The following is a 24,258-nucleotide window of genomic DNA, read 5'->3' as shown; positions in this document are numbered from 1 at the left end:
GGAACGCCGGGTTTTATCTGTGACGTAAAGAATATTTATCAGGATGGCGCGCTAAAGAAGCCATATGACGATGGCGGTACGATTGTCCTGCCTATTAAAACGAATTTTTATTAATATGTTGACCAATCAACTTACTCTATGGTTTGCAACGAGATTATGATCCGAGTGATTGCCCTATCCAACCCGCGTCTGGCACAGGCGTTTGTTGATTACATGCAGACGCGGAACGTCCGTCTGGAAATGCGTACCGCCGGGCAGGAAGCAGAGCTGTGGCTGGCGGACGATCGGCGGCTGGACGAGGTGCGGCAGGCGCTGGAAATTTTTCTGCGCGATCCGTTCAATCCGCGCTATCAGGCGGCGAGCTGGCATACCGGCTCCACCGATTCCGGCATCCGCTATCAACGCTTTTCCTATCTGCAAACGTTGCGGCAGCGGGCGGGGCTGCTGACGTTATCGATCATCATTGCCGCCATCGCGGTTTTTTTGCTGATGCAGATTTCGGGTTACGAGCCGGTGATGGCGTGGCTGTCCTATCCGGACGCCGGACAGGAATGGCAGCTATGGCGCTGGTTCAGCCATGCGTTGCTGCATTTTTCCCTGCTGCATATTCTGTTCAATCTGATGTGGTGGTGGTATCTGGGCGGGCCGGTGGAGAAAGCGCTGGGCACCGGTAATCTGTTGATGATTACCCTGATTTCCTCTGTGGCGAGCGGCTGGGCGCAGTCCTGGTTCAGCGGGGTTCACTTCGGTGGATTGTCCGGGGTTGTTTATGCTTTGATGGGATATGTCTGGCTGCGTGGGGAAAGGGAGCCCGAAGGCCGTTTATTTATGCCGCGTAGCCTGATGGCTTTCGCCGTGCTGTGGCTGATCGCCGGATATTTCGATATTTTAGGCATGTCGATAGCCAATGCGGCGCATGTGGCGGGATTAGTCGTCGGGTTATTGATGGCCTTTTGGGATACTTACAATAAAACCGATACCCGGTAAAGCCGGGCGCTTAGGGGATGAACGTGAAGCAAACACAACGGCATGAGGGCATCATTGAACTGGTGCGTCGTCAGGGGTATGTCAGTACCGAAGAGCTGGTGGAACATTTTGCGGTGAGTCCGCAAACCATTCGCCGGGATCTGAACGAGTTGGCGGAACAGAATAAAATCCATCGCCATCATGGCGGCGCGGCCTTGCCTTCAAGTTCGGTTAATACCGCTTATAATGACCGTAAAATGATGTGGTCGGAAGAGAAAGCCCGCATCGCCCGCAAGGTCGCCAGCCAGATCCCGGATGGCGCGACGCTGTTTATCGATATCGGCACCACGCCCGAGGCCGTCGCCCATGCGCTGATGCAGCACAAAAATCTGCGCGTGGTGACCAATAACCTGAATGTGGCGACGCTGCTGACGGCCAAAGAGGATTTTCGCTTGATCCTCGCCGGTGGGGAAGTGCGTAGCCGCGACGGCGGCATTATGGGCGAGGCGACCCTGGATTTTATTTCTCAGTTTCGTCTGGATTTCGGTATCTTGGGTATCAGCGGCATTGACATGGACGGTTCATTGCTGGAGTTTGACTACCATGAAGTACGAACCAAGCGGGCAATCATTGAAAACTCCCGTTGTGTCATGCTGGTGACGGATCATTCCAAATTTGGTCGCAATGCCATGGTAAACCTGGGCAATATGGATTTGATCGATTATCTTTTTACCGATCAACTACCACCACCCAGCGTGCTGAAAATCATTGAACAATATAAGGTGCAGTTGGAGTTGTGCTGATCCAGGCGTGCCTTTTTCCGTGATGGACTAGAGGGGAGAGGCGCCATGCCGTTGTTTCCGTTTAATCGAGAGTTTTCATCCGCGTTTAACCCGTCACAGTTCGCCGCGGCGTTGCTGCGCCAGCGGCAATATTACGGCGTTGATTCCCTGAGCCGGATGACGCCGGCGCAGCGCTGGCGCGCCGTCAGCGCCGCGCTGGCCGAACAGCTGGCCGCATCCCGCCCTTTTCCCGCGCCGCCGGACGACGCCGGCGCCCGGCCGGCGGCGCGCCACGTCAACTACCTGTCGATGGAGTTTTTACCCGGCCGTCTTACCGGCAATAATCTGTTGAATCTGGGGTGGTATGACGCCGCGGCCGAGGTGCTGGCGCAGCAGCGGATTAGCCTGAGCGACGTGCTGGAGCAGGAAACCGACCCCGCTTTAGGCAATGGCGGACTGGGGCGGCTGGCATCCTGTTTTCTCGACTCCATGGCCACCGTGGGGCAGCCGGCGATCGGCTACGGCCTCAACTATCAGTACGGCCTGTTCCGCCAGCATTTCGCCCAGGGACGGCAGCAGGAGACGCCGGACGACTGGCGGCAAGACGGCTATCCGTGGTTTTTCCCGCGTCCGGAACTGGCGGTGGACGTCGGTTTCGGCGGCGAATTGCAGCGGCAGGATGACGGCCGCGAACTGTGGCGGCCCGACTTTTTCTTCCGGGGCGAAGCCTGCGATCTGCCGGTCATCGGCTACCGCAACGGCCAAACCCAGCCGCTGCGCCTGTGGCGGGCCGACCACCGCCAGCCCTTTGACCTGACGCTGTTCAACGCCGGGCGCTATCTTAAGGCGGAACAGTCCGGCGTGGCGGCGGCCAGCCTGACGAAGGTGTTGTACCCGAACGACGATCATGCGGCGGGTAAGCGGCTGCGGCTGATGCAGCAATACTTCCAGTGCGCCTGCTCGGTGGCCGATATTGTGCGCCGGCATCTGCAGGCGGGGCGGAAATTGGCGGAACTGCCCGATTACGAGGTTATCCAGCTTAATGATACCCACCCGACGCTGGCGATCCCGGAAATGATGCGGCTGCTGCTGGACGAACACCGGATGAGCTGGGACGACGCCTGGTCGGTGACGTCGCGCACCTTCGCCTACACCAATCATACCCTGATGCCGGAAGCGCTGGAGCGCTGGGACGAAAGGCCGTTCGCCCGTCTGCTGCCGCGCCATCTTGCCGTTATCAAGCAAATAGACGCTCAGTTTAAGGCGCGGGTGGAGCGGCAGTGGCCCGGCGATCGCCGGGTGTGGGCGAAGCTGGCGGTGTGTCATCGGCGCCAGGTGCGCATGGCCAACCTGTGCGTGGTGAGCTGCTTTGCGGTAAACGGCGTGGCGGCGCTGCATTCGGAGCTGGTGGTGAAGGATCTGTTCCCGGAGTATCACCAGCTCTGGCCGCACAAATTTCACAACGTCACCAACGGCATTACGCCGCGCCGCTGGCTGAAACAGTGCAATCCGGCGCTGTCGGCGTTGATTGATGACACGCTGCGCGCCGAATGGGTGAACGATCTGCCCGCGCTGCAAGGGCTGGAGCCTTATGCCGATGACGCCGGATTTCGCGAGCGTTACCGGCGGATAAAATATGACAACAAGGTGAAGCTGGCGCAACATCTGCAACACGGCTACGGGATGACGCTCGACCCTCAGGCGCTGTTCGACGTGCAAATCAAGCGGTTGCACGAATATAAGCGCCAGCACCTGAACCTGTTGCACATCCTTTCTCTGTACCGGCAATTGCGCGATAACCCGCATCTGGATATAGTTCCGCGCGTCTTTCTGTTTGGGGCCAAGGCCGCGCCGGGGTATGTGCTGGCAAAAAATATCATTTACGCCATTAACCAGGTGGCGGAAAAAATTAATCGGGACCGCCGCTGCAACGATCGCCTGAAAGTGGTATTTATTCCCGATTACCGCGTATCGCTGGCGGAACGGATCATTCCCGCCGCCGACGTGTCCGAGCAGATCTCGACGGCCGGCAAAGAAGCCTCCGGTACCGGCAATATGAAGCTGGCGCTGAACGGGGCGCTGACGGTGGGAACCTGGGATGGCGCCAACGTCGAGATGGCGCAACAGGTTGGCGCGGAGAACCTGTTTATTTTCGGTCATAGGGTTGAGCAGGTAAAAGCGTTACAGGCGCGGGGATATACCCCCGCGGACTACATTGTTGATACCCCTTTGCTAAGTGAAATATTGGATGAACTGGCCAGCGGCGCGTTTAGTCAGGGAGACAGGCAAGCGTTTGCTCCGCTGTTGAACAGCCTGCTGGAAGCGGGCGATCCCTATCTGTTACTGGCTGATTTCGCCCCTTATTGTCAGGTGCAGCGGCAGGTGGATGCGCAATATCGTGAACCGGAGGAATGGACTCGCCGTTGTGTACTGAATACGGCCAGAATGGGGATGTTCAGCTCGGATAGAGCGATTCATGATTACCAGAAGCGCATTTGGCAAGGGCGTCGTTAAGGAAAAGGAAGATGGTATTCAAGGCGGAGAACGCGGCAATCCAGCAGGTGGGTATTGCGGAAAAATATACCGATGCTTATGGCAATGAGCACATTGTCGACGCATCGATCAGGGACAGGCTGCTGGCGATGATGGATGTCTCCGGAAGCGACGGTGCGCCGCTGCCGCCGGTAAAGGTTTTTCTGCAGGGGCGGGATGCCGTTATCGAACTGGCCGGCAACGGGGAATTTCACTGGACGCTGATGTATGAAAACGGCGGACAGATTCAGGGGCAGGTGACCGGCGCGACCAGCCTGACGCTGCCGGAGGCGCTTCCGCTGGGGTATCATCATCTTACGCTGACGCAGGCCGACCAGCGCTGGAACTGCCGGATTATCGTGGCGCCGCCCCGCTGTTACGAGCCGCAAGCCCTGCTACAGGGCAAGCGCTGGTGGGGCGTGACCGTCCAGCTGTATACCTTGCGTTCGCAAAATAACTGGGGCGTGGGGGATTTTGGCGATTTGCGCCAGCTGGTGGAACAGATCGCCCGCCGCGGAGGCGCCTTCGTCGGGCTGAATCCGCTGCACTCGCTGTACCCGGCGGAGCCTGAGGCGGCGAGCCCGTACAGCCCCTCCTCCCGCCATTGGCTGAACGTCATCTATATTGACGTCAATCGGGTGGATGATTTTCAGCAGAGTTCGCCGGCGCAACAGTGGTGGCAGCAAGAGGAAATGCAACAGCGGGTGGCGGCGCTGCGCGCGGAGCGCTGGGTGGATTATGAAGCGGTCACCGCGCTCAAGCTGAACGCATTACGCATGGCGTTTAACTATTTTATCACCCGCAGCCCGCTGGACCCGCGCATCAGCGCCTTTCGCCAGTTTGTGGTGAACGGCGGGCAAAGTCTGCAGCTACAGGCGACCTTCGACACCTTGCAGGCCTATCTGAAGCGCCAGGGGGAGAACTATGCCGACTGGCTGCAGTGGCCGGCCCGCTATCATGACGTTCACGGCGAGACGGTTAAGTCGTTTCGCCATGAACACGCCGATGAGATCAAGTTTTACTGCTGGCTGCAATGGGTGGCTTATGAACAGCTGGCGGAGTGCTTCGCGCACAGCAAGCAGCTTGGTCTGCCTATCGGTCTGTATCGCGATTTAGCCGTGGGCGTGGCGCAGGGGGGCGCTGAAACCTGGGACGAACGGCAGCTATACTGTCTGGATGCCTCCGTGGGCGCGCCGCCCGATCCGCTGGGGCCGCAGGGGCAAAATTGGCAGCTGTCGCCGATGAACCCCAAGATGCTGCGGCTGCGCGGCTACCAGCCGTTTATCGATGTGCTGCGCAGCAATATGGCGAACTGCGGCGCGCTGCGCATCGACCACGTGATGGCGCTGCTGCGCCTATGGTGGATACCCAAAGCGGAGTCCGCGGTTAACGGCGCCTACGTGCATTACCCGCTGGACGATCTGCTGGCGATACTGGCGCTTGAAAGCCAGCGCCATCGCTGCCTGGTGATCGGCGAGGATTTGGGAACGGTGCCGCCGGAGATCGTCAGTAAGCTGCATGACTGCGGCGTCTATTCCTATAAAGTCCTGTTTTTTGAAAAGGACGAGCAGTATCGCTTCCGTTCCCCCGAGCGCTATCCGCGACAGGCGATGGCCACCATCACCACCCACGATCTCCCCACGCTGCGCGGTTACTGGCAGGCGGTGGATCTGTCGCTGGGCAGGGATTTGGGGCTGTATCCGCATGACGAGCTACTGCAACAGCAAATTCAATCGCGGGAAAAGGCCAAACAGGGGCTGTTGAATGCGCTGCATCAGCACGGATTGCTGCCGCAGCGGGTGGGGCGAAATTCCGCGTTGACGACCATGGGGGCGCCGCTTAACCGTGGCGTTCAGCGTTTTATGGCCGACACGGCCAGCGCGCTGGTCGGCTTTCAGCTGGAAGACTGGCTGGATATGGCGACCCCGGTCAACGTGCCCGGCACCAGCCGGGAATTCCCCAACTGGCGGCGCAAGCTTAGCCGCACGCTGGAGTCTATCTTCGTCGACCGCTATCTTGAGCGTTTGATTCGGGATATCGATTTGCGCCGCGGCGTGGCGCTGCCCGCCGCCTGCGAGGAGGATGCCGCGGACGGTAAATGACCCGGCATCATAATGGAAACGCTAGTAATAGGAATGCTCGCCGCGCTGGTGCTCGGTGAGATCCCTAACGCCTTTCAGCTCGGGGAATTTTTCCAGCAGCTCTTTCTCAATCCCTTCCTTCAGCGTGTAGTCGACCATCGAACAGCCGTTGCAGCCGCCGCCGAATTGCAGGATCGCCAGGCCGTCGTCGGTAATTTCCATCAGCGTCACGCGGCCGCCGTGGCCGGCCAGCTGCGGGTTGATCTGCGATTGCAGCACATACTCCACGCGTTCAATCAGCGGCGCGTCGTCATCCACTTTACGCATCTTGGCGTTGGGCGCTTTCAGCGTAAGCTGAGAGCCCAACTGGTCGGTGACGAAATCGATTTCGGCGTCTTCCAGATAGGGCGCGCTGAGTTCGTCCACGTAGGCTGAAATTTTCTCAAACTTCAGTTCGGTATCGCTGGCTTCCACTGCGTCTGGCGGACAATAGGAGACGCCGCACTCGGCGTTCGGCGTGCCGGGATTGATGACGAAAACGCGGATTTGCGTGCCTTCTTCCTGTTTTGCCAGCAATTTTAGAAAATGTTCCTGAGCAGCGTCAGTAATACGGATCATAATGTTAGACTCAATGTTGACCATGCTTACCGGTTATAATACGCCCATCCCCCCGCGAACTACAAGGTGCGGCACAAACACCATACCTGAACCCCGGCCGCCCCTCGATTCAGCAACATCCGGCTGATTTCCGCCGCGGTACTGCCCGTCGTCACCACGTCATCCAGCAACGCCACCTGTTTTCCCGTCAACGACAGGTCGCAGCGAAAAGCGCCGCGCAGATTTTTACGCCGGGCGCCGGCGCCGAGCCGTTGTTGAATCCGGGTCTGGCGCACGCGGGTAATCGCCCGCGGTTCATAGTCGCAGCGCAGCCAGTGGCTCAGGGGGCGGGCCAGCAGTTCGGTCTGGTTGAATCCGCGCGACCAGTGGCGCCGTTTATGCAGCGGCACGGTGAACAGCTGCTCGGGGCGCGGCAGATGCAGATAAGGCGCGACCGGCAGCGCCCGTTCACGGTGGGCCGCCAGCCAGCGTAATAAAATTTGCCGGGCAAGCGCCGCGGCCAGCTCCGTTTTACCGTTGAATTTGAACTCTTTTATCAACGCGTTAAGCGGTGGAACATAGTCGCTGACAAAGATGATTGATTGCCAGGGCGGCGGATTGCGCAGACAGCGGCCGCATGGCCGCGTGGTATCGCCCGCGGGCAGTCCGCAGCGCGGACAGCAGGCGGGGAGCGGGGGCAAATGGCGCTGGCAGAATGAGCAAATTCCGTGTCGGCTGTGATAAAGCGGCAGCCGGCATAGCCAGCAGCGGGCGGCGATGGTTAACATAGGCGTATCCCCGAAAAATGATAAAACAGGAAGATAACGGATGAAATCGCTGTATTGGCAGACCGAAGGCGCAGGAAAAACAGAACTTGTGTTGCTGCACGGCTGGGGACTGAATGCGCAGGTATGGGATGGCATCGCGCCGCGACTGGCTGCGCATTTTCGCCTGCATCGGGTGGACCTGCCCGGCTATGGCAGAAGCCGGGGATTCGGGGCGCTGTCGCTGGAGGAGATGGCGGCAACGGTGCTGGCGCAGGCGCCGGAGCGCGCCATCTGGCTGGGCTGGTCGCTGGGCGGGCTGGTCGCCAGTCGGATAGCGTTAAGCGCGCCGCAGCGGGTGAGCGGCCTGATCACCGTGGCCTCGTCCCCCTGCTTTGGCGCCAAAGAGGCGTGGCCGGGGATTAAGCCGGAGGTGTTGCACGGCTTTCAGCAACAGCTCAGCGAGGATTTTCAGCGCACCGTCGAACGTTTTCTGGCGCTGCAAACGCTGGGCACGGAGAGCGCGCGCCAGGACGCCCGGTTGCTGAAACGCGTGGTGCTGGGACAGGCCATGCCCTCCGTCGAGGCGCTGAACGGCGGGCTGGAGATCCTGCGCGAGACGGATCTGCGTCAGCCGCTGGCATCGCTGGCGCTGCCGTTTCTGCGCCTGTACGGGGCGCTGGACGGACTGGTGCCGCGCCGGGTGGCGGGGTTGCTGGATAGCCTGTGGCCGAACAGCGCTTCCGTGGTTATCCCCAAAGCCGCGCATGCGCCGTTTATTTCCCACCCCGACGCGGTGGTTGAACGGCTGCTGGCTTTCAGCCGGCGGCCGGAGGTGGTATGACGGCATGTAACCAGATGTCAGCAAGGATATCCATGTTCATCAAACTGTAAAAAAAGACCATTAGGTTATGTCCTGTTAATTCCGCAATCAAGGACATCTCGATGAAAGCTCGTTGGTTACTGCCTTTACTGTTTGCCGCCGCACTGCCGGGGATCGCCCAGGCGCAGGCCATTTATCCCATCGACCGCGCCACCATTCTTACCGGCGGGAAGTTCGATTTTAAAGTCGAATTTGATGAGGTGCTCAAGCCGGAAGACATTCGTATCCTGATCAACGGCAAAGATTATCAGCAGGTGCTGGGAAAAGCGGCCGCCTTTGTCGAACGTGAAGACGGCGAAAACGTCTCCACCGTGTGGGTGCGGGATGCCAGCCTGCCGCAGGCGGGCAAATACGTGGTGGAAGCGCGGGCCAAAGGAAAATCCTCCGCGGTAACCTGGGACGTTTACCCGACGTCCGCTGAGCGTAAAGCCAAAAACGTGATCCTGTTTATCGGCGACGGCCTGTCGGTGGCCCACCGTACCGGCGCCCGCATTCTGTCTAAAGGCGTGACCGACGGGAAAGCCGACGGCCGTCTGGCGATTGACGATCTGCAATATATGGCGTTCGCCGGGACTTCCAGCACCGATTCCATCGCCGCGGATAGCGCCAATACCATGAGCGCCTACATGACGGGCCACAAATCCGGCGTAAATGCGCTGGGCGTGTACGTCAGCCGCAGTAAGAACTCGCTGGAGCATCCGAAACAGGAAACGCTGGGCGAGCTGATTACCCGTTCGACCAAGATGTCCGTCGGCGTGGTCAGCGATGCTGAAATTGAAGATGCGACGCCGGCGGCGGTGGTATCCCACACCCGCCGTCGCGCGGATAAAGCGGAAATCGTCGAGATGTTTTACCAGGTCCAGCCCAGCGTGATTCTGGGGGGCGGTTCGGCCTATTTCCTGCCCAAGAGTACGCCCGGCTCAAAACGCAAAGACGAAAATAACTATATTGAAAAATTCCAGCAGGCGGGATACCAGCTGGCGACCGACGCCGACACCCTGAAGCAGAACGCGGCGCAGGCCACCAAGCTGCTGGGGCTGTTCCATACCGGCAATATGGACGGCGTGCTGGATCGCCGTTTCCTGAAGAACGACGTGGCGAAGAAATTCCCCAATCAGCCGGATCTGACCGAGATGACCCAGGCGGCGCTGGACGTGTTGTCTAAAAACCAGGATGGTTTCTTCCTGATGGTGGAGTCCGCGCTGATTGACAAAGCCTCGCATCCGCTGGATTGGGAACGATCCTTCTATAACACCATCATGCTGGATCAGTCGGTGGCGCTGGCGCAGAAGTTTGCCGAGAAAAACCCGGATACGCTGATTATCGTCACCGGCGACCATACTCACGGCATCTCCATTATCGGCACGGTGGATGATGAAAAACCGGGCGACGATATGCGCGAAAAGATCGGCGTGTATGAAGACGCCGGCTATCCGAACTATCAGGACGCCAATAAGGACGGTTACCCGGACGACGTGAATGTCTCCAAACGTCTGGCGGTCTTCTTCAACAACTTCCCTGACTACTACGAAACCTTCCGTCCGAAACTGGATGGCACCTTTGTGCCGGCCATCAAGAACGAGAAAGATGAGTATGTGGCGAACAAAGCCTATGAAAAAACGCCGGGCGCGGTGTTCCGCGAGGGCATTCTGCCGCGCTCTTCCGACACCGGCGTGCATGCGGTGGACGATATGGTGATTCAGGCCAGCGGTCCGGGGGCGGAACGGATCCGCGGTTATATGGAAAACACCGAGCTGTTCCGGGTGATTGTCGATGCCCTGGCGATAAAACCGCAGGACAAGAAGTAATTGAGCGGTATGAGCGAGTCCAATGGCAATCCGGCGGGGGCAGCCCCGCTATTTATCTGGCTGAAAGTCATATTGCTGATCGTGCTGCTGGCGCCGTCGGCACATGTGAAAGCCGCGCCGTCCGAACTCTCCTTCGACAGGCTATATGCGTCTTATGGCGTATTGGGGCTGGAATTCTCCGACGATGTTAAAACGTTATCCGGCCAGCGGGTAACCATGCGCGGTTTTATGGCGCCCCCCCTGAAGGCTGAATCGCAGTTCTTCGTGTTAACCAAAATGCCGATGGCGCTGTGCCCTTTCTGTTCCTCCGATGCCGACTGGCCGGAAGACATTGTGGTGGTCTATCTGGCCAAGCGGCAAACCTTCGTGCAGAACAACACCATGATTGAGGTGGAGGGCGTGCTGGAGCACGGTTCGTGGACCGATGCGCAAACCGGCTTCGTCAGCCTGCTGCGGCTGCGTGAAGCGACGTTCGATACCCTGTAGGAGGGGCGATGGCGGAGTTACTGATTCAGGACCTGAGCGTCACCTTTCCCGATACGCCGGATGCCGTGCTGGATATCCCGGCGTTGCGTATTGCGGCGGGGGAGCGGGTGGCGGTGATGGGGCCGTCCGGCTCGGGCAAAACCACGCTGGTGAATGCCATCACCGGCATGGATAACAGCGGTACGGGCAGCGTGATCTGGGCGCGGCAGGATATCCGCCGGCTGAATGAAGCGGGACGCGATCGCTGGCGGGCCGGACACGTGGGGCTGGTGATGCAGGATTTTCATCTGTTTCCCGGTATGAGCGCGCTGGAAAACGTCTTGCTGCCGGCGCGTTTTCATTACTGGCGCCTGCCCGCCGCGTTAAAGCGGCGAGCGGCCGATCTGCTGGCGCAGGTCGGGCTGGATACCGGCACGCGCCCGGTTGAGGTGCTGTCGCGCGGCGAAAAACAGCGGGTGGCGGTCGCCAGAGCGCTGCTGAGCGCGCCGGAAATTATCGTCGCCGATGAACCGACGGCCAGTCTGGATGCGCGCAGCGGCGAGCAAATCGCCGATCTGCTGGCGACGCTGGCGCGCAGCAACGGCGCCACGCTGGTGGCCATCACCCACGATCGCCATCTGGCGGCGCGCATGGCCCGTTGTCTGCAATTGGAAAAAGGGCGGCTGATCGCCGACCGCGCCCAACCGGAGGCGGCATGATGATCCCATGGCGGCTGATCGCCGACCGCGCCCAACCGGAGGCGGCATGATGATCCCATGGCGGCTGATTTGGGTTGACTGGCGCCGCTTATGGCCGGGCATCCTTGTGGTGGTGTTGCTGATCGCGACCGCCACGGCGTTAAGCATTTCCGTCAGCCTACAGGAAAGAGCGCTGCGCATGGGGAGCGCGCAAGCGGCGGATCGCTTTGATCTGGTGATCGGCGCACCGGGCAGCGAAACGCAGCTGGTGCTCTCTTCCGTTTTCCTGCAACCCTCGGCGCTGACGCTGATCCCCGCGCAGGTACTGGACGACCTGGCGAAAAATCCGCTGGTGGCCTGGGCGGCGCCGGTGGCGTTTGGCGACTTCTATCAGGGGATGCCGATTGTCGGCACCACGGCGCCGCTGGTGACTGATAACGGCAAGCGGCGGCTGACGGCCGGGCGGGTATTTAACGATGGTTACGAAGCGGTGGCGGGCGAGCACAGCGGTTTGGCGCTGGGGGACAAATTCAGTCCCGTACACGGACAGATCGGCACCGAGGGCGCGCATGCGCACGACGGGGTGACGTACACCGTCGTAGGGATTTTGCCCGCCGACGGCAGCGCCTGGGACAAGGCGATTCTGGTGCCGGTGAACGCGGTCTGGCGGGTACACGGCATTCAGCCGCCGGACGACACCGGGCATGACCATCATGAGGATGAAGAGCCTCAGGGCGCGCATAAGCACCATGATGACGAGCATCACGGCGATGAGCATCGTGCGGACGAGCGTCATAACGAGTCCGAACGGCATCACGCCGAGGAGCACGAGCGCGGCGCGCAGCGGGAGCATGTTCATCCGGCGGGGGTGCCGGCCATTGTGGTCAAGCCCAAGAGTATCGCCGGGGCCTATCAGCTGCGTTCGCTGTATCGCACCAACCAGACTCAGGCGGTGTTTCCCGGCGAAGTGCTGGTAAAACTCTATTCTATTCTGGGGGATATCCGCGAGCTGCTGGTTTACCTCTCCGTGGGAACCCAGGCGCTGGTCGGCGTGGCGGTGGCGATGGTGGCGGTGATTCATCTGCGGCAGCGGCAAAAACAGATTGGCGCGCTGCGGGCGTTCGGCGCGCCGCGTTACGGTATTTTCGCGCTGATCTGGTGCGGGCTGATGTCGCTGGTGAGCGCCGGGGTGCTGTTGGGAACGGGCATCGGCTATGCCGCCGCCCGGGCCATTGCGGTGATCATGAGCGAGAAGAGCGGTTTTGTCCTGCCGGTGACGCTGGAATGGGAAGATATAAGGTTCGTCTTGCTCTTGCTGCTGGTCGCCGCCGTGGTGCTGACCGTTCCCGCCATGCTGGCTTACCGCCGGTCGCCCGCCGCGGCGCTGCGGGGGGAGTAAGGTTTTAAAAAGGCAGGTTGCGGTCGCTGTATTTGCATGCTGGTCGGCATCGGCAACCTGACTTCCCCCTTTCGACGGGCTGAAATTACATCAATACTTTCAGCCCATGCTTTTGGACCACCGACAGTAATTTCAACGATAATCCACTTGGACGTTTCACCCCCGTTTCCCATTTCTGAATCGTTGAAACGCTGGTATTCAGATAGCGAGCGAAAACCGGCTGGCTCACATTCATTTTTTCCCGCAATGCTTTGATCTCAATTGGTTTTAATTCATTCACGCTATTAATGCAGGCTTTATCAAAATTGCGCATCGTTTCCTGCGGGATCGCGCCAACGTTAAATAGCCCGGAAGCAGCGCTATGGATTGCTTCAAATGCAGGACTCTTGAATTTACTTTTTGCGGTCATGGTAAATCTCCACCAATTCTTTACTCTTTATCAATGCGGTAACTTTTTCATCAGCGAGGCCGGCGTAGTGCTGCGCCAATTCCCGGAAGCCTGCTAGTTCACGAGCGTCAATGTTTGCCATGTCTTGTTTGGCATACAGGAAAACGTAGAACCCGCGTTCTCCACCTTTAGCCAATATGATGGCGCGATCGCGATTCCGATTAAGGCGTTTTTTATAAACGCCACCGCCAAGGTCGTTGGCTTTCCCTTGCATCACGGCCTCAATAGCCTGATACAGCTCACCATCCTGGATAGCATGGGATTTAGCGACTTTAGTAAACCACTTGGTTTTGAATACGCGCATTAGGCCAACATCCTGTCACCTTTAACTATGGCACCTGGTGATACATTACGCTTGTTTGTTACAGATTCAAAGTGTCTGGTGGCGGCAAACAATCGCCGTATTTCTAACCGTAAGCGGGCATGGTCAAGATGAGCGATATTTTTTTGAAATTGTTTATCTGCGGCGGGGTTAATGAGAGGTGAACATGGCGGTGATCCTGATCGCCATGTTCGTTACGCCTAGGCTTTAACGCTTTTTAAACGCCGCGGCCAGCGCGTCGCTCATGGCGCTGTTGCCTGCCGTCGGCGCGTTGGCCGGGCGGGGGCGGGATTTGCCGGCCGGCCGGTTGGCCGGGGCGCCGGCGTCGCGCGTTCCGGCGCCCCGGCGCGCGGCGGTTTCCCCCGGCTGTTCGTCCAGCCGCATGGTCAGCGCGATGCGTTTGCGTTGCAGGTCGACCTCCATCACTTTGACTTTTACGATATCCCCGGCTTTCACCACTTTATGCGGGTCATCGACAAAGCGCTCGGCGAGGGCGGAGATATGCACCAGCCCGTCCTGATGAACGCCGATATCCACAAAGGCGCCGAAGTTGGTGACGTTGGTGACCGCGCCTTCCAGGATCATGCCCGGCAGCAGATCGTTCAGGGTTTCCACGCCGTCGGCGAAGCTGGCGGTTTTGAACTCCGGCCGCGGATCGCGCCCCGGCTTCTCCAGCTCTTTGATGATGTCGCTCACGGTGGGCACGCCGAAACGCTCGTCAGTGAAATCGGCGGGTTTCAGGTTGCGCAGCGCCTCGGGGTTGCCCATCAGGTTCTGAATGGCCTGTTCGGTGGCGGCAAGAATACGTTCCACCACGGGATAGGCTTCCGGGTGAACCGTCGAGGCGTCCAGCGGGTTGTCCCCGTGATTGATACGCAGAAAGCCCGCGCACTGCTCAAAGGCTTTCGGTCCCAGGCGGCTGACTTTCAGCAACTGTTCCCGGTTGCGGAAACGGCCGTTTTCATCCCGCCAGGCCACCACATTCTGCGCCATCATCCGCGTTAGGCCCGCCACGCGGGTCAGCAGGGCGACGGAGGCGGTATTCAGATCGACGCCGACGGCGTTGACGCAGTCTTCCACCACCGCATCCAGTTTTTTCGCCAGCAGACTCTGGCTGACGTCGTGCTGGTACTGGCCGACGCCGATGGATTTCGGATCGATTTTCACCAGTTCCGCCAGCGGGTCCTGCAAGCGGCGGGCGATGGACACCGCGCCGCGCAGCGACACGTCGAGATCGGGGAACTCCAGCGCCGCCAGCTCCGAGGCCGAATACACCGAGGCCCCCGCTTCGCTGACGATCACCTTCTGCGCTTTGACGTCCGGGAACTGTTTTTGGGTATCGAGGAAGAAGCGTTCGGTCTCCCGCGAGGCGGTGCCGTTGCCGATGGCCACCAGCTCCACCTGATGCTTGATGCACAGCGCGGCGACGATAGCCGCGGCTTTGGCCGCCTGGCCGGTATGCGGATAAATGGTATCGGTGGCCACCAGCTTGCCGGTGGCGTCCACCACCGCCACTTTCACCCCGGTGCGCAGGCCGGGGTCCAGCCCCATGGTGGCGCGCATGCCCGCCGGCGCCGCCATCAGTAGGTCGTGCATATTGCGGGCGAAGACGTTGATCGCCTCGTCTTCCGCTTTTTCCCGCACGCTGCCCATCAGCTCGGTTTCCAGGTGCAGCAGCACCTTGATGCGCCAGGTCCAGTTAATCACCGCCCGCCGCCAGCCGTCCGCCGGCGCGTCGCCCAGCCGCAGGTTCAGATGGTCGATAATAATCTGCTCGCAGTAGCTTTCGCGCGGCGCTTCCTCAAACTGCGGATCGGCATTGAGCGACAGCTGCAATATCCCTTCGTTGCGACCGCGGAACATCGCCAGCGCCCGGTGGGAGGGCACCTGGGCAATCGGCTCATGATGGTCGAAATAGTCGCGAAACTTCGCCCCTTGCTCCTCTTTCCCTTCCACCACGCGGGAAACCAGGTGGGCGTTCTTCCACAGATAGTGGCGCACTTTCGCCAGCAGCGCCGCGTCTTCCGCAAAGCGCTCCATCAGAATATAACGCGCGCCGTCCAGCGCCGCTTTCACGTCCGCCACGCCTTTATCGGCGTCGATATAAGCCTGCGCCGCCCGTTCCGGCTCCTGAGCCGGATCCCGCCACAGGCTGTCCGCCAGCGGTTCGAGGCCGGCCTCGATGGCGATCTGGCCGCGGGTGCGCCGCTTGGGCTTGTACGGCAGATAGAGATCTTCCAGCTCGGTCTTACTCAGCGTGCCGTTAATGGCAGCGGCGAGCTGATCGGTCAGTTTTCCCTGTTCGTCGATGGATTTCAGAATAGTCTGGCGCCGATCGTCCAGTTCGCGCAGGTAACCCAGGCGGGTTTCCAACTGGCGCAGCTGCGTATCATCCAGCCCGCCGGTCACTTCCTTGCGGTATCGGGCGATAAAAGGGACGGTGTTGCCTTCGTCCAGCAGGCGAACGGCGGCGTCCACTTGCTCCGTACGCGCCTGCAGTTCGCCGGCGATAATCTGGCTTAATGAATCATTCATAGGTCTGATATCGATAGTCATCAATTAATGGGTTAAACAACTGGAGGACAGTTATACGGTTTGATAACAAAAAATGCCAGCCGTACCCGTCGGGGGAAGACGGCTATCGCCGCGGCGGCATGGTAAAAAAACGGTTACCGGGGTAGGGTAAACTTTATCTGCATCAATTTTAGATAAGATTGTGATCACCGCGCGGCGTTTTTAGCGTATTAAATAAGCATGGGGAAGTTGTTCGGCGACGGCGGGCGACCATAGCCATAAAATAGCCACCACCAGTAGCAATTGGGTCAGGAGAGCATCAATGACAGTAAGAAAGGCCGCCCTTGTACGCGACGGGCAGGAAAATATCACGCTGGATATTCGGTCGGGGGTGATGGGAAAGGATGCGCTGGATATCCGCCCGCTCGGCGCTCAGGATCTATACAGCTACGATCCCGGCTTTGCCAATACGGCGGGATGCGAATCGGCGATTACCTACATTGACGCCGCCAACAGCGTGCTGTTGCACCGCGGTTTTCCCGTCGAGCAACTGGCGGATAAATGCGATTTTACCGAAGTCTGTTTTATTCTCCTGCACGGCGAGGCGCCCTCCAGGGACGAATACGCCAGCTTCGCCAATACCATTACCCGCCATACCCTGGTGCATGAGCAGATCGGCCGGATGTTCAGCGGCTTTCGGCGCGACGCCCATCCCATGGCGCTGATGTGCGCGGTCGTCGGGGCGCTGGCGGCCTTCTACCATGACGTGCTGGATATTGATAACGCCGAACACCGCGAGCTGGCCGCGGTGCGGCTGCTGTCGAAAATGCCGACGCTGGCGGCGATGTGTTACAAATATACGATTGAACAGCCCTCGGTTTACCCGCGAAATGCGCTTTCCTATACCGGTAATTTCCTGCATATGCTGTTTGCGGTGCCGGCGGAAAAATATGAAGTGAATCCGGTGCTGGAAAGGGCGATGAACCGGATTCTGATTCTGCACGCCGACCACGGCCAGTGTCCGTCCACCATGGCGGTCCGGGCTTCCGGCTCGTCCGGCGCCAATCCCTTCGCCTGCATCGCGGCGGGGCTGTCCTCGATGTGGGGGCCGTTGCACGGGGGCGCCAACGAAGCCTGTATGCGTATGCTGGAAGAGATCAAAACGGTCGATCGCATTCCCGAATTTTTACGGCGCGCCAAGGATAATCGCAGCTCGCTGCGGCTGATGGGCTTCGGTAATTCGATCTATCACCATTTCGATCCGCGCGCCGCCATCCTGCGCAAAACCTGCCATGAAGTACTCAGCGAACTGGGGATGGAAGACAGCCTGCTGCAGGTCGCCGTCGAGCTGGAGCATATCGCCATTACCGATCCCTATTTCCTGGAGCATAAACTGTATCCCAGCGCCGATTTTTACACCGCGGTGATCCTGAAGGCGATGGGGCTGCCGTCATCCATGTTTACGGTGATCTCCGCGGTCGGCCGCACCGTGGGCTGGATTGCGCACTGGAATGAAATGCATGGGCAGGAGCTCAGGATCTATCGTCCGCGTCAGGTTTACACCGGGCAGCCCCGCCGGGACTATGTTTCCCGGCAGGATAAATAACGCCGGGAAGCGTGGTTGACGCCCTGAGCGGCCGATTTATAGGTTGAATCCGCCGCTCGGGCGAGCGGCTCCGATGCGGTGTTAACGCAGCCAGTTGGTTTTCGCCAGCTCAATCACTTCATCGCCGCGTCCGTTGATAATGGCGCGCAGCATGTAAAGACTAAAGCCCTTTGCCTGATCCAGCTTGATCTGCGGCGGCATCGCCAGCTCTTCGGTGGCGGTGATGACGTCGAGCAACACCGGGCCGTCGAAGGCAAAGGCCTCTTCCAACGCGGCGTTCAGTTCGGAGGCTTTTTCCACCCGGATGCCTTTCACGCCGCAGGCGTTGGCGATAGCGGCAAAGTCAGGGTTTTTCAACTCGGTGCCGTCTGTCAGATAGCCGCCGGCCTTCATCTCCATGGCGACAAAGCCCAGCACGCTGTTGTTAAACACCACGATTTTCACCGGCAGCCTGAGCTGGGCGACCGACAGAAAATCGCCCATCAGCATGCTGAACCCGCCGTCGCCGCTCAGCGAAATAACCTGACGCTGGCGATCGGTCGCCTGCGCCCCCAGCGCCTGCGGCATGGCGTTGGCCATTGAACCGTGGCTGAACGAGCCGATCAGGCGGCGTTTACCGTTCATTTTCAGATAGCGCGCGGCCCATACGGTCGGCGTTCCCACGTCGCAGGTAAAGATCGCATCCTCGCTGGCGTAGCGGCTGATTTGCTGCGCAAGATACTGCGGGTGGATCGCCTGTTTATCGTTGGCGGTCGCCAGATCGTCGAGCCCTTTACGCGCATCGGCGTAGTGCTCTAATGCCTTGTCGAGGAATTTGCGATCGGCTTTTACCTCTAACTGCGGCAGCAGCGCGCTCAGCGTGGATTTGATATCCCCCATCAGCGCCATATCCACATGGCAGTGCGAACCGAGGCTGCCGGGGTTGATATCGATCTGCACGATGGTGGCGTCGGCCGGGTAGAAGGCGCGGTAAGGGAACTGCGTGCCCAGCAGCACCAGCGTATCGGCGTTCATCATGGCGTGGTAGCCGGATGAGAAGCCGATCAGGCCGGTCATGCCGACGCTGTACGGGTTGTCATATTCAATATGTTCTTTGCCGCGCAGCGCGTGGACCACCGGCGCTTTCAGCGCGGCGGCCAATTGCACCACTTCATCATGGGCGCCCGCGCAGCCGCTGCCGCACATCAGCGTAATGTTTTTGGCCTTATTCAGCAGGTCGGCCAGCTTGCGCATCTCGCCGTCGTTGGGCTGAACCAGGGGATGCTGCGGTGGATACCAGTCCGACGTCGCCTCTTCCGGCGCGGGTTGCAGCGCGATATCGCCGGGTAGCACCACCACGGAAACGCCGCGATTGAGAATCGCCTTGCGCATCGCTATACCCAATACCTGGGGGAGCTGTTGCGGATTGGAAACCAGCTCGCAGTAGTGGCTGCATTCGCGAAACAGTTCCTGCGGATGGGTTTCCTGGAAGTAGTTGCTGCCGATTTCACTGGAAGGAATATGCGCCGCGATGGCCAGCACCGGAACGTGATTGCGATGGCAATCAAACAGGCCGTTAATCAAATGCAGGTTGCCGGGTCCGCAGGAACCGGCGCAAACCGCCAGCTCGCCGCTGATTTGCGCTTCGGCGCCGGCGGCGAATGCCGCCACCTCTTCATGACGCGTCGGCATCCATTCGATGGTGCCCATACGGTTCAGGCTATCGCTCAACCCGTTCAGCGAATCCCCGGTTACGCCCCAAATGCGTTTTACGCCGGCGCTTTCCAGGGTTTTTGCTACTAAAGCGGCCACGGACTGTTTCATACTTTTTCGCTCCTTTCTGATTACCACACAGAAAAAAGCATACATGCATTAAGCCAAACGGGGCCGGTATAAGAGCGGCTAAATTGTGAACTGATGTTGTTATGGTCGGGATACCCCGGCCAGATCCGAGGTGATAACCCGGCGGCTATTCGCGGCGGATCCGCCGGGCGATATGGTTTCCCAGCGATTGCAACAGCTGTACCAGCGCGATCAGCACCAGCGCGGTGGTGACGGTGGCGAAGGTGTCGAAACGCTGATAGCCGTAGGTGATCGCCAGATCGCCGATCCCGCCGCCGCCCACGGTGCCGGCCATGGCCGTCGCGCCAATCAGGCCGATGGTGGCGGTGGTCAGGGCCAAAATCAGCGACGACAGCGCCTCGGGCAGCATAAAGTGCCAGATGGTCTGCAACGGCGTGGCGCCCATCGCCTTGGCCGCTTCGATAATGCCTTCGTCCACCTCCAGCAGCGAGTTTTCCACCAGGCGGGAGATATAGGGGGCGATAAAGATAATCAGCGGCACGATGGCCCCCGGCGTACCTATGGTGGTGTTCACGATCAGCCGGGTCAGCGGCAGGATGGCGATCAGCAGGATAATGAACGGCAGCGAGCGGATAATATTCACCAGCGGGTTCAGTATGCGGTACAGCGCGGCGCTTTGCAGCAGCCCGCCGGGACGGGTGACGACCAGCAGAATGCCGAGCGGGACGCCGAGCAGCGAGCCGAGCGCCAGGGAGACGCTGACCATGATCAGCGTATCGTGCAGGGCTAGAAGGAATTGGTCGGCGGTTATCGCGGTTTCAAACATGGCTACGGCTCCTGAATAATCACGCCGGCGGCGGCAAAATAAGCCATGGTTTGGGTTATCTGCGCATCATCGCCGTTTAACAGCACCATCATAAAGCCGAGCGTGGTGTCCTGAACTTCGGACATGCTGGCAAACAGAATAGTGATCTCCACGTCGTATTTTTTGATGGCGTTACAGATCACCGGCCGGCCGGCCGAAAGCCCGACAAATTCAAGACGCAGCAGCTTGCCGCTTTCCGCGTGCAGGGTTTGCGCCAGGCTGTCCGGCAGACGATCCTGGATCACCGTACGGACAAAATTGATCGTGGCGGGATGGGCGGGACGGCCGAATACCTCAATCACCGCACCCTGTTCAATTACCCGGCCTTGCTCCATCACCGCGACTTTGTTGCAGATCTTTTGGATCACCGACATTTCATGGGTGATCAGCACCACCGTAATGTTGTATTCGCGGTTAATGCGTTTTAACAGCAGCAGGATCTGAATGGTGGTCTGCGGATCAAGCGCCGACGTGGCCTCGTCGCACAGCAGAATCGACGGGTTCATCGCCAGCGCGCGCGCAATGCCGACGCGCTGTTTCTGGCCGCCGGACAGCTCGTTCGGATAGCTGCGGGCGCGATCGCCCAGACCGACGTAGTCCAGCAGTTCGGCAACCCGCTGGCGGATATATGCCTTACTCTTGCCCGCCAGCACCAGCGGCATCGCCACGTTGTGAAATACGGTTTTCGACCTTAGCAGACTGAAGTGCTGGAAGATCATGCCGATATCTCTTTTCAGGGTGCTTAACTGACGCTGACGCAGGGTATTCAGCGACACGTCGTTAATCAGCACCTCGCCCGCGGTGGGCGTTTCCAGTCCGTTGATCATGCGCAGCAGGGTGCTTTTTCCCGCGCCGCTATAGCCGATAATGCCGAAAACATCCCCTTTTTCTATCCGTAAATGAATATCCTGCAACGCGGTTACGCCGCTGCCGTTACGCTGAAAAGTTTTACTTACGTTTCTCAGCTCAATCATTATTTATTACTCATCAGTTTCCGCGCCGGGGTTATTTCAAATAATCAGGCAACAGATAACCTTCATACTGCGGATGGCTTTGGATATAGCTTTTAAATTCCGCCGAGTGATAGCCGGCGATAATATCCTTGGCAAACTGCGCGTCTTTATTTTTCCCGGCGACGGTGACGACATTAATAAAGCCCTGGGTCGGATTCTCCAGTTGCAGGGCGGAATTAAGCTTGAGTCCGCTTGAAACGGCGAAATTCCCCTGAATGGCGCCGTAGTCGACGTCCGGCAATGCCCGCACCTGTTGGGCATTGTCCAGCTCTTTTAATACGATCTTGTAGGGGTTCTCGATAATATGTTTCTGCGAAAATGTCGCCGGCTCGGCGTTGTCCGCAATTTTTATCCAGCCTAAATCCTGTAGCAACAGCGCCGCCCGATATTCGTTGGAGGGCTGGTTGGGAACGGAGATAACCGTGCCGGGCCGCGGTTTGTCGGCATGTTGGTGTTTTTGCGAATAGAGGCCCATGGGCGGCGTCGGCACCTGTACAATCCCGACGTTATTAATTCCCAAGCGCACATTGACCGATTCAAGGTATACCGGATGCTGCATAACGTTGGCGTCGATATCGCCGGTATTGACGGCGTGATTAACCTGAATGCCGTCGCTGAAATCAACGTATTCGATGTTATATCCTTTTTGCTGCAGATAAGGCGCCACGCCTTCGGCGAACTGCTCTTTATAAGGGCCGGGGTTAAAGCCCAGCTTCAGCGTTTTTTTATCGTCTTCCGCCCCGTGTGCGCTAAGGGTGCTCATCAATGCCACGGCGGAAAAAAAGCCGGTGAAAAGGCGCCATTTCATTTTTATTTCCTTGTGAAGTAACCAGATAATAATTATCGCGGTAATAACGGTTTTGCTGATTCAAACACGCGGAAATTTAATGGCAAACAATGAATTTGGCGTTTGCTTATCTATTTTTTAGCATTGCCGGCGGCGCGGCAAAGGGGCCTGATTATCGTTCCGCTGCAATAAACGGCGCAATATAACGCTGATGCCGGGAAGGCGTTAGCTGCTGCAGATCCACCAAAACCAGCCCGTCGATACAGTTGTTGAAATCGGGATCGATGCCGAAGTCGATAAACTGTACGCCGCCGGGTTCGCAGATCTCCGAATATTGTTTATACAGCGTGGGGATGGCGCACCCCATATTGCCGAGCATGCTTTTCAGCAGGGTCAGATCCCGCTGGTAATCGGTGCCTGAAAACTGTTGCAGCACGCCGGGCAGGGAAGCCGGATAAGGACGGCGCGACTGGGCCAGCGGCTGGCTGGGCGCAAAATGCAGCCGGTAAAAGGCCACCAGCAAATCTCGCGCCGTGGGCGGCAAACTGCCGGACAGCGACACCGGGCCGAACAGGTAGCGGCATTGCGGATAGCGCGCCAGATAGGCGCCGATCCCCAGCCAGAGATAGTCCAGCCCGCGTTTGCCCCAGTATTTGGGCTGGATAAAACTGCGCCCCAGCTCCAGGCCGGAGGCCAGTATCGGATTCATTTCTTCGCCGTAATGGAACAGGCTGTGGCTGTACAGGCCGTTTTTGCCTTTTTGCGCTATCTGCCGGGCGGTGGGAATAAAACGATAGGCGCCGACAATCTCCAGATCGCTCTCATCCCACAGAATAAGATGCAGGTAATCGTCGTCGTAGCCGTCCAGATCGCGGCGCTGGCCCGAGCCTTCTCCCACCGCGCGGAAAGCGATTTCCCGCAGGCGTCCCAGCTCGCGCAGGATCGGCACATAGTCTTCCTCGCCGCGTCGATACAGGTAGACTGTCTTACCGTCCGGCGTGGCGCCCAGCGTTTCGCAGGCGGCCAGCGCGTGTTTCAGCAACGCGCGGTCTTCGCCCAGCGCAATCGGCTTCTCCGCGGGAAAACAGCCGGGTTTGCCCTGTCCCAGGCGGTAAACGTGGCGCCTGAAGCGGGCGGCCAGATCGTCGGCGTTCCACTCTCCCTGGCTCCAGGCGGCATAGGGAATGCGGGCGCCGATGCGGATTTTTAGCCGGTGATCCCGCTGGAGAAACATTTCCCTGACCAGCAGCAGGGTGGAGAGCGGGCGGTACATCAGCGAGGAAAGATAAAACAGGCCGCTGTTGCGTCCGCTGATATGTATCGGCACCACCGGCGCCCGGGCTTTGCCCGCCATACGGATAAAACCGCTGTGCCAGTGGCCGTCGCGTATGCCCTGCAGGCTGATGCGGGACACTTCGCCCGCCGGAAAGACAATAATGGCGCCTTCGTTTGCCAGATGTTGCTGGATAGCGGCGATGTGCCGGCGTTTGGTGCGGTTATTAAAATTATCGACCGCAAAAAACAGATTTTTAAGCGGCTCGACGTAAGAAAGCAGCTGGCTGGCGACGATGCGCACATCCGGCCTGACGCCGGCCACCGTGCGCAAAAGCGCGAGGCCGTCCAGCGAGCCGATCGGATGATTGGCGACCAGCACCACCGGCCCCTGGCTGGGGATATTTTCCACGTCGCCCTCGACCATTTCGCTGCTGAAGTTAAAGTAATCGAGGATTTGCTCGACCAGATCCAGGCCTTTTAAATAGGGGTAGCGTTGAGAAAATTGCTGAATTTTGTTTTCGAACAGCAGGGCGCGTAATAAGGTACGCTGCCAGGCCGGAGTGTGGCGATGAGGGGCAAGATCTTGCAATATGGCGTCTAAGCTAAACATAAACCGTTCTCCATAGCTCTCTCGAGGCTCAAAGTACGGGATGGAAATGACACATTTATGT

20 protein-coding genes are annotated in these 24,258 nt (G+C 59.0%); 10 read left to right on the top strand and 10 right to left on the bottom strand.

Going from position 1 to position 24,258, the window contains the following annotated elements:
- Positions 1-156: 156 nt before the first annotated feature.
- From glpG to malQ, 4 genes are read left to right on the top strand one after another with little or no spacing between them, the layout of a single operon-like run.
- On the top strand, positions 157-987 hold the full coding sequence (gene glpG / locus MFP24_RS10505) for a rhomboid family intramembrane serine protease GlpG (RefSeq protein ID WP_249230498.1): 831 nt from the start codon (positions 157-159) through the stop codon (positions 985-987).
- A gap of 23 nt (positions 988-1,010) precedes the next feature.
- A complete protein-coding gene (locus tag MFP24_RS10500) occupies positions 1,011-1,769 on the top strand; it encodes a DeoR/GlpR family transcriptional regulator (RefSeq protein WP_009111129.1) in 759 nt (252 codons plus the stop codon).
- A gap of 45 nt (positions 1,770-1,814) precedes the next feature.
- Positions 1,815-4,262, top strand: coding sequence for a maltodextrin phosphorylase (gene malP, locus MFP24_RS10495; RefSeq protein ID WP_249230497.1), 2,448 nt, complete (start codon positions 1,815-1,817; stop codon positions 4,260-4,262).
- A gap of 11 nt (positions 4,263-4,273) precedes the next feature.
- Positions 4,274-6,382 (top strand): 4-alpha-glucanotransferase, encoded by a 2,109-nt coding sequence (gene malQ / locus MFP24_RS10490; RefSeq protein ID WP_249230496.1) that lies wholly within the window; start codon positions 4,274-4,276, stop codon positions 6,380-6,382.
- Positions 6,383-6,403: 21 nt separating this feature from the next.
- Here the strand turns inward: malQ and nfuA are convergent, their stop codons facing one another.
- Both nfuA and gntX read right to left on the bottom strand, forming a co-directional pair.
- Positions 6,404-6,979 carry a Fe-S biogenesis protein NfuA gene (gene nfuA / locus MFP24_RS10485; RefSeq protein WP_009111132.1) on the bottom strand — a complete coding sequence of 192 codons (576 nt, stop codon included), beginning with the start codon at positions 6,977-6,979 and terminating at the stop codon, positions 6,404-6,406.
- 59 nt (positions 6,980-7,038) lie between these two features.
- Entirely contained in the window at positions 7,039-7,746 is a 708-nt protein-coding gene (gene gntX, locus MFP24_RS10480) for a DNA utilization protein GntX (protein WP_249230495.1), read from the bottom strand.
- Positions 7,747-7,786: 40 nt separating this feature from the next.
- Between gntX and bioH the strand changes: the two genes are divergently transcribed.
- The 5 genes from bioH (at position 7,787) to MFP24_RS10455 (ending at position 12,975) form a co-directional block, all read left to right on the top strand.
- Positions 7,787-8,566 carry a pimeloyl-ACP methyl ester esterase BioH gene (bioH, locus tag MFP24_RS10475; protein WP_249230494.1) on the top strand — a complete coding sequence of 260 codons (780 nt, stop codon included), beginning with the start codon at positions 7,787-7,789 and terminating at the stop codon, positions 8,564-8,566.
- Positions 8,567-8,667: 101 nt separating this feature from the next.
- A complete protein-coding gene (locus MFP24_RS10470) occupies positions 8,668-10,413 on the top strand; it encodes an alkaline phosphatase (protein ID WP_249230493.1) in 1,746 nt (581 codons plus the stop codon).
- Between the two features lie 9 nt (positions 10,414-10,422).
- Positions 10,423-10,899 carry a hypothetical protein gene (locus MFP24_RS10465; RefSeq protein WP_249230492.1) on the top strand — a complete coding sequence of 159 codons (477 nt, stop codon included), beginning with the start codon at positions 10,423-10,425 and terminating at the stop codon, positions 10,897-10,899.
- 8 nt (positions 10,900-10,907) lie between these two features.
- Positions 10,908-11,597: an ABC transporter ATP-binding protein gene (locus tag MFP24_RS10460; protein WP_249230491.1), complete on the top strand. Its 690-nt coding sequence runs from the start codon at positions 10,908-10,910 to the stop codon at positions 11,595-11,597.
- 49 nt (positions 11,598-11,646) lie between these two features.
- A complete protein-coding gene (locus tag MFP24_RS10455) occupies positions 11,647-12,975 on the top strand; it encodes an FtsX-like permease family protein (RefSeq protein ID WP_249230630.1) in 1,329 nt (442 codons plus the stop codon).
- Positions 12,976-13,060: 85 nt separating this feature from the next.
- Here the strand turns inward: MFP24_RS10455 and MFP24_RS10450 are convergent, their stop codons facing one another.
- From MFP24_RS10450 to MFP24_RS10440, 3 genes are all read right to left on the bottom strand, one after another.
- Positions 13,061-13,384 (bottom strand): helix-turn-helix domain-containing protein, encoded by a 324-nt coding sequence (locus MFP24_RS10450; RefSeq protein ID WP_249230490.1) that lies wholly within the window; start codon positions 13,382-13,384, stop codon positions 13,061-13,063.
- Positions 13,368-13,727, bottom strand: coding sequence for a type II toxin-antitoxin system RelE/ParE family toxin (locus tag MFP24_RS10445; protein WP_249230489.1), 360 nt, complete (start codon positions 13,725-13,727; stop codon positions 13,368-13,370). Before MFP24_RS10445 ends, MFP24_RS10450 begins: the two co-directional genes overlap by 17 nt.
- A gap of 225 nt (positions 13,728-13,952) precedes the next feature.
- A complete protein-coding gene (locus tag MFP24_RS10440; RefSeq protein WP_249230488.1) occupies positions 13,953-16,280 on the bottom strand; it encodes a Tex family protein in 2,328 nt (775 codons plus the stop codon).
- A gap of 301 nt (positions 16,281-16,581) precedes the next feature.
- On the opposite strand from MFP24_RS10440, the gene MFP24_RS10435 reads away from it, so the two are divergent.
- Positions 16,582-17,865, top strand: coding sequence for a citrate synthase (locus tag MFP24_RS10435; protein WP_249230487.1), 1,284 nt, complete (start codon positions 16,582-16,584; stop codon positions 17,863-17,865).
- A gap of 81 nt (positions 17,866-17,946) precedes the next feature.
- On the opposite strand, the gene poxB is transcribed toward MFP24_RS10435, so the two are convergent.
- The 5 genes from poxB to olsF all read right to left on the bottom strand — a co-directional run bounded on the left by poxB (position 17,947) and on the right by olsF (position 24,197).
- Positions 17,947-19,668, bottom strand: a complete 1,722-nt coding sequence (poxB, locus tag MFP24_RS10430) for a ubiquinone-dependent pyruvate dehydrogenase (RefSeq protein WP_249230486.1) — start codon at positions 19,666-19,668, stop codon at positions 17,947-17,949.
- Between the two features lie 145 nt (positions 19,669-19,813).
- Positions 19,814-20,473 carry a methionine ABC transporter permease gene (locus MFP24_RS10425; protein ID WP_136166852.1) on the bottom strand — a complete coding sequence of 220 codons (660 nt, stop codon included), beginning with the start codon at positions 20,471-20,473 and terminating at the stop codon, positions 19,814-19,816.
- A 2-nt stretch (positions 20,474-20,475) separates the two neighbouring features.
- Positions 20,476-21,486, bottom strand: coding sequence for a methionine ABC transporter ATP-binding protein (locus MFP24_RS10420; RefSeq protein ID WP_249230485.1), 1,011 nt, complete (start codon positions 21,484-21,486; stop codon positions 20,476-20,478).
- Between the two features lie 31 nt (positions 21,487-21,517).
- On the bottom strand, positions 21,518-22,288 hold the full coding sequence (locus tag MFP24_RS10415; protein WP_407062000.1) for a MetQ/NlpA family ABC transporter substrate-binding protein: 771 nt from the start codon (positions 22,286-22,288) through the stop codon (positions 21,518-21,520).
- Positions 22,289-22,484: 196 nt separating this feature from the next.
- Positions 22,485-24,197 (bottom strand): bifunctional ornithine lipid synthase OlsF, encoded by a 1,713-nt coding sequence (olsF, locus tag MFP24_RS10410; RefSeq protein WP_249230483.1) that lies wholly within the window; start codon positions 24,195-24,197, stop codon positions 22,485-22,487.
- Positions 24,198-24,258: the final 61 nt, after the last annotated feature.

Source organism: Brenneria tiliae, assembly GCF_023347575.1.
Taxonomy (GTDB): Bacteria; Pseudomonadota; Gammaproteobacteria; order Enterobacterales; family Enterobacteriaceae; genus Brenneria; species Brenneria corticis.
The sequence above is the reverse complement of the archived record's forward strand: the minus strand, read 5'-3'. Positions and strand labels throughout refer to the sequence as shown.